14 protein-coding genes are annotated in these 13,012 nt (G+C 72.1%); 8 read left to right on the top strand and 6 right to left on the bottom strand.

Annotation, left to right across the window (positions count from 1 at the left end):
* Window positions 1-126: 126 nt before the first annotated feature.
* A complete protein-coding gene (locus AC6EH9_RS19880) occupies window positions 127-567 on the bottom strand; it encodes a nuclear transport factor 2 family protein (RefSeq protein WP_498425420.1) in 441 nt (146 codons plus the stop codon).
* Between the two features lie 199 nt (window positions 568-766).
* On the opposite strand from AC6EH9_RS19880, the gene AC6EH9_RS19875 reads away from it, so the two are divergent.
* Genes AC6EH9_RS19875 through AC6EH9_RS19865 form a run of 3 tightly spaced genes read left to right on the top strand, consistent with a single transcriptional unit; the run spans window position 767 to window position 1,798 of the window.
* Window positions 767-940, top strand: a complete 174-nt coding sequence (locus tag AC6EH9_RS19875; protein ID WP_498425419.1) for a hypothetical protein — start codon at window positions 767-769, stop codon at window positions 938-940.
* A 46-nt stretch (window positions 941-986) separates the two neighbouring features.
* Window positions 987-1,283, top strand: coding sequence for a type II toxin-antitoxin system VapB family antitoxin (locus AC6EH9_RS19870; RefSeq protein ID WP_498425417.1), 297 nt, complete (start codon window positions 987-989; stop codon window positions 1,281-1,283).
* The gene (locus AC6EH9_RS19865) at window positions 1,283-1,798 is read left to right on the top strand and encodes a LytR C-terminal domain-containing protein (RefSeq protein WP_498425416.1); all 516 of its coding nucleotides are present in this window, start codon (window positions 1,283-1,285) and stop codon (window positions 1,796-1,798) included. The genes AC6EH9_RS19870 and AC6EH9_RS19865 overlap by 1 nt, the downstream gene beginning before the upstream one ends.
* Before the next feature lie 12 nt (window positions 1,799-1,810).
* Here AC6EH9_RS19865 and AC6EH9_RS19860 read toward each other — a convergent pair whose 3' ends face one another.
* Window positions 1,811-3,322, bottom strand: a complete 1,512-nt coding sequence (locus AC6EH9_RS19860; RefSeq protein ID WP_498425415.1) for a potassium/proton antiporter — start codon at window positions 3,320-3,322, stop codon at window positions 1,811-1,813.
* 115 nt (window positions 3,323-3,437) lie between these two features.
* Between AC6EH9_RS19860 and AC6EH9_RS19855 the strand changes: the two genes are divergently transcribed.
* The 5 genes from AC6EH9_RS19855 to AC6EH9_RS19835 all read left to right on the top strand — a co-directional run bounded on the left by AC6EH9_RS19855 (window position 3,438) and on the right by AC6EH9_RS19835 (window position 8,960).
* Entirely contained in the window at window positions 3,438-4,952 is a 1,515-nt protein-coding gene (locus AC6EH9_RS19855; RefSeq protein WP_498425414.1) for an FAD-binding protein, read from the top strand.
* A 39-nt stretch (window positions 4,953-4,991) separates the two neighbouring features.
* Complete coding sequence (locus AC6EH9_RS19850) at window positions 4,992-6,194, top strand: pyridoxal phosphate-dependent aminotransferase (RefSeq protein WP_498425413.1); 1,203 nt, start codon at window positions 4,992-4,994, stop codon at window positions 6,192-6,194.
* Window positions 6,195-6,258: 64 nt separating this feature from the next.
* Window positions 6,259-6,702 carry a hypothetical protein gene (locus AC6EH9_RS19845; protein WP_498425412.1) on the top strand — a complete coding sequence of 148 codons (444 nt, stop codon included), beginning with the start codon at window positions 6,259-6,261 and terminating at the stop codon, window positions 6,700-6,702.
* A 9-nt stretch (window positions 6,703-6,711) separates the two neighbouring features.
* Window positions 6,712-7,632: a hypothetical protein gene (locus tag AC6EH9_RS19840; protein ID WP_498425411.1), complete on the top strand. Its 921-nt coding sequence runs from the start codon at window positions 6,712-6,714 to the stop codon at window positions 7,630-7,632.
* The gene (locus AC6EH9_RS19835; RefSeq protein WP_498425410.1) at window positions 7,629-8,960 is read left to right on the top strand and encodes a hypothetical protein; all 1,332 of its coding nucleotides are present in this window, start codon (window positions 7,629-7,631) and stop codon (window positions 8,958-8,960) included. Before AC6EH9_RS19840 ends, AC6EH9_RS19835 begins: the two co-directional genes overlap by 4 nt.
* Before the next feature lie 7 nt (window positions 8,961-8,967).
* On the opposite strand, the gene AC6EH9_RS19830 is transcribed toward AC6EH9_RS19835, so the two are convergent.
* The 4 genes from AC6EH9_RS19830 to AC6EH9_RS19815 all read right to left on the bottom strand — a co-directional run bounded on the left by AC6EH9_RS19830 (window position 8,968) and on the right by AC6EH9_RS19815 (window position 12,924).
* Entirely contained in the window at window positions 8,968-10,365 is a 1,398-nt protein-coding gene (locus tag AC6EH9_RS19830) for a vWA domain-containing protein (protein WP_498425409.1), read from the bottom strand.
* Window positions 10,362-11,237: an AAA family ATPase gene (locus AC6EH9_RS19825; RefSeq protein WP_498425408.1), complete on the bottom strand. Its 876-nt coding sequence runs from the start codon at window positions 11,235-11,237 to the stop codon at window positions 10,362-10,364. The genes AC6EH9_RS19830 and AC6EH9_RS19825 overlap by 4 nt, the downstream gene beginning before the upstream one ends.
* An 88-nt stretch (window positions 11,238-11,325) precedes the next feature.
* Window positions 11,326-11,604 (bottom strand): GlsB/YeaQ/YmgE family stress response membrane protein, encoded by a 279-nt coding sequence (locus tag AC6EH9_RS19820; protein ID WP_498425407.1) that lies wholly within the window; start codon window positions 11,602-11,604, stop codon window positions 11,326-11,328.
* A gap of 897 nt (window positions 11,605-12,501) precedes the next feature.
* Window positions 12,502-12,924 (bottom strand): hypothetical protein, encoded by a 423-nt coding sequence (locus AC6EH9_RS19815; protein ID WP_498425406.1) that lies wholly within the window; start codon window positions 12,922-12,924, stop codon window positions 12,502-12,504.
* Window positions 12,925-13,012: the final 88 nt, after the last annotated feature.

Genomic DNA, 13,012 nt, shown 5'->3' with positions numbered 1-13,012 from the left:
AGCCGAGGCCCTCAACGAGATACTGGGCAGACCGTACGAAACCCCGGTGTTGCACTAGGACCTGGAGACCGCCCGAGGTAACTCGTGAAAGCCACCTCCCCACAGACCCCACCCGCCACCCAAGCCTCAGTGCGTCGGGTTCTGCTTGATCTTCAGGTGAGCCAGGTCCTCGGTGGACCACGACATCTCATAGGTACGGCGGTAGCCGGTGTGCGCGATCCGCCAGCCCTCGGGCGTGCGGACGTAGCGGTCCTCGTAGAAGGCCGCGCCCTCGAGCACGAACTTGTAGGCCGGGATGATCACCTTGTCCTGCAGGTACCAGGTACCGGTCGCGGTGTCCCCCTCGACGGTGATCTCCGGGTGGTGCACCTGGTGCAGGGTGATCCGGTCGGCCGGCATGTTCTTGCGCATGTAGGCCACCAGCGAGTCGCGGTCGTCGAAGACCAGGCCGGCGTAGTCCCCGGTCGCCTCGGGCACGAACGTCTCCGCGTACTCCTCCCACTGCTTGGTGTCAAGGAAGCGGAGGTAGCGGTACTTGAGCTGGCGAATGGCCTCGAGGTCGTCCATCCCGGCAACCTAGGTGGGCGCTGCTCGGGCTAGCACCTCGCCGTCCCGCTGTCCGGTAGTTGCGGTGCAGTCCACCTCACAGGCCAGGTCATCAACCTGTAACGCGCCGTCAATCCCCCGGCGACGTTCACCCCCGACTCTCGTGTCATCGGATCCGGACCACCGACCCGGATCACCCGCTCACGAAAGAGGAGCCCCCATGGACGACAAGACCCCCGTCGACCTCGACCTCGACCGCATCCGTCGCCAGCAGCTGGTCCAGCGCAGCCGCCACTCGCAGGCCCTGACCACGCTGATGGACCACCGCCGCGACCTGCGCGGCGTGCACGCGCTGGCCGATCTCGTGGACGACTTCGTCCGCTGGACGGCCTGAGCGCCGCCCCAGCCCTGCTGGGGGCGGCGTCGTTATAGTCGCGCACGTGATCTTCAAGCGCGTGGGCCACGAACGCCCCTATCCCGAGCATGGCCTCAGCTCGCGAGGCTGGGCGGAGGTGCCGCCGCGCCAGGTCCGGCTCGACCAGCTGGTGACCACGAAGGACACCCTGCAGCTCGCCGCCCTGCTGGACGAGGACTCGACGTTCTTCGGCGACCTCTTCCCCCATGTCGTGGCCTGGCGCGGTGAGCTCTACCTCGAGGACGGGCTGCACCGCGCCCTGCGCGCCGCCCTGCAGCAGCGCAACGTCCTGCACGCTCGCGTCTACCTGCTGGAGGGCTGATGACGCCTCGTGCGCGCACCGGAGCGACGCTGGCGACGCTGGCCGCGATCCTCGTCGTCATGGTGGTGTGGGGTTGGTCGGCGCTGACCGCCCCCCTGCCCGGCAAGCTCGGCGACAGCGTGCTCCCCGTGGAGTGCGAGCCGCGGGAGGGCAAGGCCGGCGACCGGGTCACCACCGGAGACATCACCGTCAGCGTGTACAACGCGGGCGGACGGGAGGGGCAGGCCGCGGCCACCATGGACCTGCTCGTCGGCCGCGGCTTCGCCGAGGGCAAGCGGGGCAACGGCCCCCGCGACATGCGCGTGCAGCGGGCGCAGATCCTGACCGACACCCCCGACAGCCCTGTCGTGCGCCTGGTCGCCCGGCACCTCGGCAAGGTCAAGATCGTGAAGGGCGAGCCGCTCTCCGACGCCATCACCGTCCTGGTCGGCCCCGACTTCAAGGGCCTGGGCAAGGGCCCCAAGTCGATCGTTCTCAAGCGCGACACGTCCTTCTGCGGGCCCACGGTCTCCTGAGCTGCCCTCGCCTCAGGCGGGACGCCCCTCGCCGCCGTCGAGCCAGTGCGCGAGCCGGCCGTGCATCGAGACCTTGCGCAGCCGGTGCTCGGTCGCCTCGCGCAGCTTGCGCGGCGTGACCACCACCAGGTCGTCACCTCGACGCAGGACCGTACGGCGGTCGGGGACGAGCGTCTCCGCGTCCCGGATCACCAGCGAGACCGAGGCCCCCGGGGGCAGGCGCAGCTCGCCCACCTCCACCCCGTGCAGGCGCGAGTGCGGGCTGATCGTCACCTGGAGCAGGTCCGCGGCAACCCGCTCCAGGGGAGCGGCCTCCACGTCGAGCTCACGCGGCTCCGCGCGTCGGGCGACCCCGAGCACCCGCGCCGCGAACGGCAGCGTGGGGCCGGTGAGCAGCGTGTAGAACACCACCATCACGAAGACGATGTCGAAGAGCCGGCCGGCGCCGTCCACGCCGGCAGCCAGCGGGATCGTGGTCAGCACGATCGGAACGGCTCCGCGCAGCCCCGCCCAGGAGACGAACCCGAGCTCACGCAGCGGCATCGGCTCCACCAGCGAGCTGACCGCCACCGACAGCGGGCGCGCGACGAAGGTCAGGATCAGCCCCGCGGCGAGGGCCAGGAACACCGTCTGCAGGGTGATCCGGCCCGGGGAGAGCAGCAGGCCGAGCATCACGAACAGCCCGATCTGGGCGAGCCAGGCGATGCCCTCGGCGAAGGAGCGCGTCGCGCCGCGGTGCGGCAGGTCGCTGTTGCCCAGGATCAGCGCCGCCACGTAGACCGCCGCGAACCCGGAGCCGTGCACCGCGGCGGCCGCGCCGTACCCGGCGAAGGCCAGGCAGAGGATCGCCACCGGGTAGAGCCCGGTCGAGGGCAGCGCCGCGCGCCGCATCACCCAGGCTCCCCCGAACCCGAACAGCAGTCCCGAGGCGACGCCGATGAGCAGCTCGAAGGCGACGACGCCGACGACGACGAGCGGGCCCTGGTCGGCCGCCGCCCCGCTGGAGATCAGCGTCACCAACACCACGGTGGGCGCGTCGTTGAGTCCCGACTCCGCCTCCAGCGCCCCGGTCAGCCGCCGGGGCAGCGGGACCACCCGCAGCACCGAGAAGACCGCGGCCGCGTCGGTGGGCGAGCAGACCGCGCCGAGCAGGATGGCCAACTCCCACGGCAGCCCGAGCAGGAAGTGGGCCCCGACCGCGACCACCGCGACCGAGATCGCCACCCCGATCGTGGCCAGCGACAGGCCCAGCCGCATCGCCGGGCGCACCTCGCGCCAGCTCGTGGTCAGGCCGCCCTCGGCCAGGATCACCGCCAGCGCCCCGAAGCCCAGGGCGTGCGCCATCGAGGCGTCCTCGAAGTCGATGCCGATCCCGGACTCGCCGAGCGCCACGCCGATCAACAGGTAGATCAGCAGGCTGGGCAGTCCGGCGCGGGTCGAGGCCCGGACGGCGAGCACGGCCAGCAGCGTGACCAGCGATCCGACCAGCACGAAGGAGTCGAGCTGGTGGACGTCGAAGGTCAAGGTCGCCTCTCAGGCAGGGCCGACGGTGCTCGGACGGATCGCGGTCAGGTCAGTCTAGGTGCATGACCTCCCGCCAAAACTGGAACTTGTTCTAGTTGACGGCTACGCTGCGGCGATGACTCGCGAGCAGCCCACGCCCTCCGAGGCGCGGGGAACGACGCTGCCGGCGGTCCTGCCCGCCTCGGCCCTGGACCCCGCGGACGGCCCCGCGGACGGCCCCGCCCGGCGTGCCTACGACGTCGTGGTGGTGGGCTTCGGGATCGCCGGCGGCTGCGCGGCGCTGGAGGCGGCCCGGGCCGGCGCCCGGGTGCTGCTGCTGGAGCGGGCCGCAGTCCACGGCGGCACCTCCAGCATGTCCGGCGGCCACTTCTACCTCGGCGGCGGCACCGCGGTGCAGCAGGCGACCGGGCACCCCGACTCCCCCGAGGAGATGTACCGCTACCTGCTGGCCACCTCCCTGGACCCGGAGCCGGAGAAGATCCGCGCCTACTGCGAGGGCTCCGTGGAGCACTTCGACTGGCTCGAGGGGCTCGGCTTCGAGTTCGAGCGCTCCTACTACCCGGAGAAGAACGTGATCCAGCCCGGCACCGAGGGGCTGATGTTCACCGGGAACGAGAAGGTGTGGCCGTTCTCCGAGCAGGCCGTCCCGGCGCCGCGCGGACACAAGGTCCCGGTGCCCGGTGACACCGGCGGCACCCAGCTGGTGATGGACCTGCTGCGCGCGCAGATCGAGGCGGCCGGCGTCGAGGTCCGCTACGAGACCGGTGCCACCAACCTGGTCGCCGACGAGCGCGGTCGGGTGCTGGGCCTGGGCTGGCGCCGCTTCCAGGAGTGCGGCACGGTGCGCGCCGGTGCCGTGGTGCTGGCCAACGGCGGGTTCGTGATGAACGCCGACATGGTCGCCGAGCACACCCCGGCGCTCGGCGGGAAGCTGTTCACCCTCGGCTCCACCTATGACGACGGGCTGGGGATCCGGATGGGCGCCTCGGTCGGCGCCGAGCTGCGGCACATGGACCAGCCGTTCATCACCGCCCCGTTCTACCCGCCCTCCAGCCTGGTCACCGGGCTGATCGTGAACCGGCTCGGGCAGCGCTTCGTGGCCGAGGACTCCTACCACGCCCGCACCAGCGGGTTCGTGCTCGCGCAGCCCGGCGCCGCGGCGTACCTGATCGTCGACAGCGAGCACGTCGAGCACCCCGCGATGCCCCTGGTGCCGTTCCTCGACGGCTTCGAGACCCTCGCGGAGATGGAGGAGGCGCTGGACATGCCCCCGGGCGCCCTCGAGGCGAGCCTGGCGCGCTACAACGCGCACGCCGCGCGCGGCGAGGACCCCGACTTCCACAAGGCGCCCGAGTGGCTGGCGCCGCAGGAGGCCGGGCCGTGGGGGGTCTTCGACCTGACGCTGGGCAACGCCCTCTACGCCGGCTTCACCCTCGGCGGCCTGCGGACCTCCGTGGACGGCGAGGTGCAGCGCGCGGACGGCTCGGTAGTCCATGGGCTGTACGCCGCGGGGGCGTGCGCCTCCAACCTCGCCCAGGACGGCAGGGGATACTGCTCGGGGACCCAGCTCGGCGAGGGCTCCTTCTTCGGTCGCCGGGCGGGTCGCCATGCCGCGCTGACCCCGCGCTGACCCCCCGGGCTCGGGGCGGCGCCGACCCGAGGAGAGCACATGCCCGACCGGTACGCCGTGGCGTCACGGGCTGCCGTGCCGCCGTTCCACGTGATGGACGTGCTGGCCGCCGCCGCCGAGCGCCAACGCACCCACGGCGACCTGCTGAACCTGACCGCCGGACAGCCCAGCTCGGGGGCACCCGCCCCGGTCCGGGCCGAGGCGATCCGGCTGCTCGGCTCCGAGGACCCCCTGGGCTACACCGTGGCCACCGGCATCGTCGAGCTGCGCGAGGCCATCGCCGCCCACCACCGGCGCATGCACGGCATCGTGGTCGAGCCCGAGGACGTGGTGGTGACGACCGGCTCCAGCGGCGGCTTCCTGCTGGCCTTCCTCGCCGCGTTCGAGGCCGGCGACAAGGTGGTGATGGCGCGCCCGGGCTACCCCTGCTACCGCAACGTGCTCACCGCCCTGGGCTGCGAGGTCGTCGAGATCCCGTGCGGCCCGGAGACCCGCTTCCAGCCGACCGTGGCCCAGCTCGACGCGCTGCTCGCCGAGGACCCCGACATCCGCGGCCTGGTGGTCGCCAGCCCGGCCAACCCCACCGGCACCATGCTGATGCCCAGCGAGCTGGCCGCGCTGGCGACGTGGTGCGAGGAGCACCGGGTGCAGCTGATCTCCGACGAGATCTACCACGGCATCGAGTACGCGCCGCTCGACGGCTACGACCCGCTCGCCCGCTCCGCCTGGGAGACCTCGCGCGAGGCGATCGTGTTCTCGTCGTTCTCCAAGTACTTCTCGATGACCGGCTGGCGGATCGGCTGGATGCTGGTGCCCCGCCGGCTGCGCCGCGCGGTCGACGTCCTCACCGGCAACTTCACCATCTGTCCCCCGGTGATCGCCCAGCGCGCCTGCGTGGCCGCCTTCACCGACGAGTCCTACGCCGAGCTCGACGCGCACGTGGTGCGCTACGCCGCCAACCGGCGGCTGCTGATCGACGGGCTGGCCTCGCTGGGGATCGACCGGCTGGCCCCGGCCGACGGGGCGTTCTACGTCTACGCCGACGTGGGCCACCTCACCGACGACAGCCTCGAGCTGAGCCGGCGGCTGCTCGCCCGGACCGGCGTCGCCGTCGCCCCGGGGGTCGACTTCGACACGGCCGTGGGCAACCGGTTCCTGCGCTTCAGCTTCGCCGGACCCAGCGCCGATCTGACCGCCGCACTCGAGCGGATCGGCGGCGCCCTGCCCCACCTGGTCGACTGACCGCGGGGTTTCAAGGGGTGGACTCTCGGGAATGCCGGGTCATGAACACGCGAAAGGGTGATTGATGTACGGCGACACGGCCGCACTGCGCCGACGCGCCGCCCAGCTGCGCGAGCAGGGCGACGACATCCGCGCCCTGGCCGACCAACTGGTCTCGCGGGCCGACGCGGTCGCGTGGACCGGACGTGCCGCCTCGATGATGCGGGACCGGGTGCGCGAGCGGTCCGTCCAGCTACGCGACACCGCGCGCTCCCACGAGACCGCCGCGGAGTCGCTCCAGGCGCACCGCGACGAGGTCGACCGACTCAAGGAGACGATCGCCGGCATCGAGCGCCGAGCCGCGAGGCTCACCGCCGATGCGCGGGCCCGGCTCACGGAGCTCGACGCGCACGACGACCCCGCCGGCGTACGCCGCGAGCCGACGCCCGAGGACCGGATCCTGCTGGCCTTCGAGCCCCCGCCGTCCGGTCATCGCGACTGGCTCGACGTCACGCTGCCCGGACTCTGAGGACCTGAGATGCCCACCATCGACCTGACCGAGCCGGTGCCGGCCCCCTCCGGCCTGCTCGACCAGCTGCCGCGGAGGGTGGCCCTGACCCTGCCCGAGCTGCGGCTGGTGGCCGCCCGGGCCGGGGACGCGCCGTTGCCCTTCGAGCCCGCGTCGGCCTCCGAGAACCCGCTCGACGACCGGCTGGGCCGCAGCCCCGGCTCCCCCGAGGAGGCCGCCTACCGGGCTGCGCTGTCCGCGCTGCACCCCGCCGAGGAGACCCTGCGCCGCCGAGGGCTGCTCACCGACGACGGGATGGACGCCGGGCTGACCGGAGCCGTCGGGCTGCTCGCCACACCGCGGCTGGCCCTGGACCTCGACCTCGCCGTCGGGTCCGCCCAGGTCAAGGCCTGGCACCGCCACAGCCGCGACGCCGTGGCGACGCTGGCGACCGCCGACGGCGTGGTCTTCGAGCTGGCCTGGTTCGGCATCGACCGGTGGGCCGGCGAGCTCGCCCGGGTGGCCGCCCTGCCCGCCGACCTCGCCCTGCGGACCTCCGCGGTGCCCGCGTGCGTCGACCTCCCCTACGAGCTCGCCGACGCGGCCGGCGAGGCGATCCGCTCGGGTCGGCGCGACGTACTCAGCGTGCTGACCGAGAATGCCGGCCCCGCCCTGGACCAGGCCGGCTCGCCGCTGCCGAGCGGGGACGTCGACGCGCTGCTCGCGGCGCTCGCGCAGGAGGCGCAGGGGCGGCTGCGGGCGCTGGTCGCCGACGTGACGACCACCGAGCGCACCGTGGTCGGTGTCGTCTCCTGGCTGCTGCTCGCCGACGGCTGGCATGCCCTGCGCCCGCACGTCGCCGAGGACGGCCCACGCCTCGAGGTGAGCCGGGTGGAGCCGGCCGACCTGGCTGCCCTCCTGGCGCCGGTTCTGGCGGAGGTGTCCGGATGAGCGGCGGACCGGTCGGCGACGCCTTCGACACCCCCCTCGACACCGTCGACGCGCCCGAGCAGGTGCTGAGCGACAAGTACGACGAGATGCTGCGCCTCGCCGGCCTGTTCGACGACGCCGGCGCCCGGCTGCGCGAGCGAGCCCAGCTCGGCGCCGAGGTGCTCACCGACGAGGACGTGGTCGCCTCTGCGCCGCTGTCCCCGCCCACGTTCGCCCGGGTCGAGGAGGACGTCCGGGAGGCCACCACCGGTCCGCACGGGTTGGTCGCCCGCGCGGCCGAGCTCGACGCCGACGCGATGGTCGTGCGGGCCACCGTGCTGACCTACCGCTGGATCGACGACCTCCAACAGGCCGCCTACCGCACGCTCGGCTCGATCGCCGGCCGGGCGGTGGGTTACCTGGCACCGGAGGTCGCCCTCGGCGGCGCCATCGTGTCCGCGGGGCTGATCGAGACCGACGCGCTCGACCGCGACGGCGTCGCGTCGTACCTCGAGGAGCTCGCCGGCAACAACCCCGACCTGCTCGACCACATGTCCGGCGGCGGCGGTCTGCTGGAGAGCCTGCAGATGCGCTCGCTGCTCGCCACGCCGGCGCTCGCCGGCGACGACGGCGCGCTGGCCGCCCGGGGCGGCCTGCGGGCGCTGGGCGTCGAACCGCTCACCACCGAGGGGAGCGCCGCGCTGCGCGACGCCGCCGGCGGGTTCGCGGCGACCCAGCCGGTGTCCGAGGTGGACCTGCACGAGGGCGGCGCCCCGCGCGGCTTCGAGGAGGTGATGCGGGTACTGGCCGCCGAGTCCGGCCAGATGCGCATCCAGCGGGTCGACGACGCCCGCCTGATCGCCTGGATCCCCGGCTCGGCCACCGCGGGCGGACCGCGGCTGCGACTGGTCGGCGGCGACCCGTCCGGCTATGCCACCGAGGTGATCCGTTCCCTGGAGGCGGCGGTCGGCGGGGGCACCGACACCCGGGTGATGCTGGTCGGCTTCGGCCAGGGTGGGGTCACCGCCGCCGAGGTGGCGGCTCGGGCAGGCTCCGAGCGGTTCGTGGTGGACCAGGTGGTGACGGCCGGCTCCCCGCCCTCGCAGGTCCCCCGGATCCCGCCGACCACCCACGTGCTCTCCTTCGAGGACAGGAGGGACCCGATCGCGCTGCTCGGCTCGCTGCTGAACATCAACGTCGCCAACCGGCTCACGGTCGTCTTCGACGGCGGGGAGGCCGACGCGGACGGGCCCTACGTCGCCGGTGGGCGGGCGGCCGACGCCTCCGGGCACCCCGTGCTGATCGAGGAGGCGCAGCGGCTGCGTGAGCTGGGGTACCTGGCTCCCTGAGCCGGCCTCAGAGGATGTCGTGGACGAACTCGCCGAGCTGGGTGAGGTTGCGGCACTCGACCATCGGCACCACCTCGCCGTAGGCGCTCGCGGCGGAGTCGCCGGTGTCCCAGTGTCGGCGGTGCTCGGGGTTGAGCCACCAGGAGTGACGGGCCCGGTCGGCGAGCTCCTCGAGCGCCGAGACCGCGAGGTCGCTGTTGTTGGACCGGGCGTCACCGAGGATCAGCAGCGAGGTGCGCGGACCGATCGCGTCGAGGTGCCGCTCGCCGAACTTGGTGAGCGCCCGGCCGTAGTTCGTCCGCCCCCACAGCGCCGCGTGCGCCGCGCTCGCGGCCAGCTCGGCCATCACCTCGGCGGCGTCGGCGCCGGGCCTGAAGTGGCCGGTGACCTCGTGGACGTCGTCGATGAAGGTGAAGGCGCGCACCTTCTGGAACTGCTCGCGCAGCGCGAAGACGAGCAGCAGCGTGAACTGCGCGAAGTTGGCCACCGAGCCGCTGACGTCGCAGAGCACCACCAGCTCGGTGCGGTGCGGACGCTTCGGCTTGTGGTGGGTGGTCAGCGGCACCCCACCGGTGGAGATCGAGGCCCGGACGGTACGGCGGAAGTCGAGCGGGCCGCGCCGGTTCGCGTGGTGCTCCTGGGTCAGCCTGGTGGCGAGCCGGCGAGCCAGCGGGTGGATCTGGCGGCGCAGCTCCTCGAGGTCGGCGCGCCGCATCGCCATGAAGTCGAGCTGCTCGAGGGAGGGACGCACGGTGACGTCCGCGACGTGGCGGGCGCCCTTCTCCTCCGCGATGCGGCGCCGCGCGTCGTCCTCGACCTGGCGGGTGAAGGCGCCGATGCGCCGCCCGGCGAGGGCCCGCGCCTCGTCGTCGCCCAGGCCGGCGGCCTGCAGGGCCGCGACGACCCGGTCGACGAGCTCCTGGGGCGAGACCCGCTGCAGCGCGGTGTAGGCCGACCACGAGGAGAGTCCGGCCCCCCGCCCGGGCATCGCCCCGAACCGGCCGACGGTGTCACCGGCGAGCTGCAGCAGCTGCGCCTCGTCGCCCGCGCTGAGGGCCTCCGCGAGGCGCTCGCGCAGCTGGCGCAGCGCCGCGGCGGAGTCACGCAGGGCCGCCGGCCGGCCCGCCTGCTCGAGCGCCCCCTCCTCCTGGGCGCGCTCCTGCTCCGCCTGCACCCCGTCGCCGACCATCCGGGGGAAGTAGACGTCGAAGAGGGCGTCGAAGGTCGGCCGCTGGGCCTGGCGCTTCACCAGCGTCGCGGCGTAGCCGGCCCGCAGGGTCTCCCGGTCGGTCCACTCCAGGCGGGTCAGCGCGGCGACCGCGTCGAGGTCCTCGGCCAGCGACACCGGCAGTCCGGCGGCGCGCAGCGCCTCCAGGAAGCCGAGGTGGGTGTCGAGGTAGCTCATCTCGTCCGGGCGGCAGCGAGGCGCAGCTCACGGATCGCCCGGTCCTGGTCGGAGGCGTGCTTGAGCACGACGCCCAGCGTGGCCCGCACCGTCTCGGCGTCGAGGTCGCCGATCTCCAGGGCGACGAGGGTGCGCGCCCAGTCGACGCTCTCGGCGATGGACGGCGCCTTCTTCAGCTCCAGCTCACGCAGCCGGGCGACGGTCTCGACGAGCTGGACGGCCAGCGCCTGCTCCAGCCCGGGCACGCGGGAGGTGACAATCTCGCGCTCGCGCTCGGCGTCGGGGTAGCCCAGGTGCAGGTAGAGGCACCGGCGCCGTACCGCCTCGGACAGCTCGCGGGTCGCGTTCGAGGTCAGCACCACGAACGGCCGCCGTACGGCGCTGATCGTGCCGAGCTCGGGGATCGTCACCTGGAAGTCGCTGAGTACCTCGAGCAGCAGGCCCTCCACCTCGACGTCCGCCTTGTCGATCTCGTCGATGAGCAGCACCGTCGGCTCGGCGCGTCGGATCGCGGTGAGCAGGGGGCGGGTGAGCAGGAACTCGTCGGTGAAGATGTCGTCGTGGGTCTCGTCCCACGACTCCCCGGCCCCGCTGGCCTGGATGCGCAGCAGCTGCTTCTTGTAGTTCCACTCGTAGAGGGCGCGGGCCTCGTCGAGACCCTCGTAGCACTGCAGCCGGACCAGCTCGGCTCCGCCCGCCTGCGCCACCGCCTTGGCCAGCTCGGTCTTGCCCACTCCGGCGGGGCCCTCGATGAGCAGCGGCTTCTCCAGCACGCCGGCGAGGTAGGTGGTCGTCACGGTGGCCGCATCCGCCAGGTACCCGGCCGAGGCCAGCTGGGTGGCGGTCTGCTCCTGCGAGGTGAACCACGTCATGCGGGCCATCCTGACGCACGACTGCCCGGCACCCTGGTCGGGGTGCCGGGCAGTCGAAGGCTGCTCGCCGTCAGAGGCTGCTCGCGGGTCAGACCCGTCGGGAGCCGCTGTTACGACCGGTGAGGGTCGAGGCGATCACAACGAGGACCGCGGAGACCACGATGGCGACGATCCAGCGCACCCAGTCGATGCCGCTGCTGCCGTCGCCACCGAAGGCGGCGTAGATGTAGTAGCCCAGCAGGATGCCGCCGATGCCGCACAGGATCGTCAGCCAGATCGGCGTGTTGTCCTTGTCACCCGGGGCAACCAGCTTGCCGAGCAGTCCGATGATGATGCCGCCAATGAGGAGGCCGATGATGTCCCACATATTTCGCGTCCTCTTCCGAAGCTTGTCCCTCATGGTCGAAGGATCTGTGACGGACCGGTACCCGATCTCCGCGCTTCGTAACTGGTCGCATGGCGTGACCAATGTTCCAGACAAAAGTATGGCGAGGAGAACCAGGCCGTTTGACACGGTGTAGGAGTCTTGGCCGGTACTGCTGGTCGCCCAGCCACCTGACGCCACCTCTGCCTCGGTTCTCCTCGCACTCACTATTCAAGCCCTGGGCGGTGGGGAGGGCAAAGGGCCGGAAGTCCCTACTTGGCATGGGCCCTTGGCCACCGTCGCGGGGCCTCGGGCGCTCGGACGCAGGCGCGCGGCGGCGTCTGCGGGCAGGGGGCGCAGGGGCGCCGATGAGAACAGCCCCCGACCCGGGGTTTCCCAGGTCAGGGGCTGTTCTCTCTGGCGGGCTGGAGACCAAAGTGCGTTCCCGCAGGTCAGAGGGGGTGCCTGATGGTCCTGAAATTTGGTTTCCCCGCGCTTCCTGGGGAGTTTCCCCGCGCCCTGCGGAGGTGTCTGCCATCTCTGGTCCTTGCCTGGGCTCTTGGGTGGGCCGCCGTCCACCGCTGTGCTAACGGACCCGGCCGATGCGGATCTCCACCTGTATCGACGGAGGATGCCCTGCGCTGGACGAGCACTAACCGGACCACGGCTCCCGGGTGGCTGGACAGACTTCCGTAGGTGCACCCGCAACCGGCGGCGTGGACCTACGGCTAGTGGGTTGTTGCGGAAACGCAAAAGAGGCGGACCGCGAGGTCCGCCTCTTCCGACCGGCCCTTGCGTCCGGCACTGCGTATGTGCGACAACCCTGTAAAGGGCTCGCAGTAGAACTATCGGCACTCTAACGAGTGGAGTCAACACCTCGCAGCATTTTTGTGATGTTCCTCATGGGAGGCAGCAGCACAGGGGCATGGCTTGAAGGGTGCCGGTGGCAGCATCGGCACCGGTCAGGGAAACCATGAGCCGGTCGCCCGCTTTAGCGTGCCTGAGCCAGTGGCTCCGAACCTGTACCTCCGTCGCGTGCTGTTCGATGGTGGCATTCCAGAACGGGTCACCGGGCTGGGCGCTGGTGAGTGTGACGGTTCCTGTGGACGTGTTCAGCGGCCAATCCTCAGGCGGGGTCCACGGGCCGAGCGGTCCGATGTAGTAGTGCGCCAGTCCGGTGCTCCGGCGGATCGTGTAGACGGCAATCCTGTCGCCGACCAGAACGCTGCCGGGGGCCACTGTGAGAGTGCAGTCCTTGTCGTCGACGAACGTCGCCTTGACAGAGGTGGGTGACACCCACGCGGCCACCGTGGCCTCCTGCACGTTGGGGAGGGTGAATCGCCCCGGGTCTGGTGGAGGCTCTCAATCCATGGAGGATGAGAGTCATGGCAGCACCAAGGAAGTACCCCGA

The organism is Nocardioides sp. Z21_20 (assembly GCF_059766585.1).
This window is presented reverse-complemented; position numbering and strand designations above follow the sequence as displayed.

What these genes read in the sequence shown, in the direction of transcription:
- AC6EH9_RS19855 (WP_498425414.1), top strand. Translation starts at nt 3,438, where the DNA reads ATGACTCGCGAGCAGCCCACGCCCTCCGAGGCGCGGGGAACGACGCTG.
- AC6EH9_RS19830 (WP_498425409.1), bottom strand. Translation starts at nt 10,365, where the DNA reads ATGAGCTACCTCGACACCCACCTCGGCTTCCTGGAGGCGCTGCGCGCC.
- AC6EH9_RS19825 (WP_498425408.1), bottom strand. Translation starts at nt 11,237, where the DNA reads ATGACGTGGTTCACCTCGCAGGAGCAGACCGCCACCCAGCTGGCCTCG.
- AC6EH9_RS19835 (WP_498425410.1), top strand. Translation starts at nt 7,629, where the DNA reads ATGAGCGGCGGACCGGTCGGCGACGCCTTCGACACCCCCCTCGACACC.
- AC6EH9_RS19880 (WP_498425420.1), bottom strand. Translation starts at nt 567, where the DNA reads ATGGACGACCTCGAGGCCATTCGCCAGCTCAAGTACCGCTACCTCCGC.
- AC6EH9_RS19820 (WP_498425407.1), bottom strand. Translation starts at nt 11,604, where the DNA reads ATGTGGGACATCATCGGCCTCCTCATTGGCGGCATCATCATCGGACTG.
- AC6EH9_RS19865 (WP_498425416.1), top strand. Translation starts at nt 1,283, where the DNA reads ATGACGCCTCGTGCGCGCACCGGAGCGACGCTGGCGACGCTGGCCGCG.
- AC6EH9_RS19840 (WP_498425411.1), top strand. Translation starts at nt 6,712, where the DNA reads ATGCCCACCATCGACCTGACCGAGCCGGTGCCGGCCCCCTCCGGCCTG.
- AC6EH9_RS19850 (WP_498425413.1), top strand. Translation starts at nt 4,992, where the DNA reads ATGCCCGACCGGTACGCCGTGGCGTCACGGGCTGCCGTGCCGCCGTTC.
- AC6EH9_RS19875 (WP_498425419.1), top strand. Translation starts at nt 767, where the DNA reads ATGGACGACAAGACCCCCGTCGACCTCGACCTCGACCGCATCCGTCGC.
- AC6EH9_RS19845 (WP_498425412.1), top strand. Translation starts at nt 6,259, where the DNA reads ATGTACGGCGACACGGCCGCACTGCGCCGACGCGCCGCCCAGCTGCGC.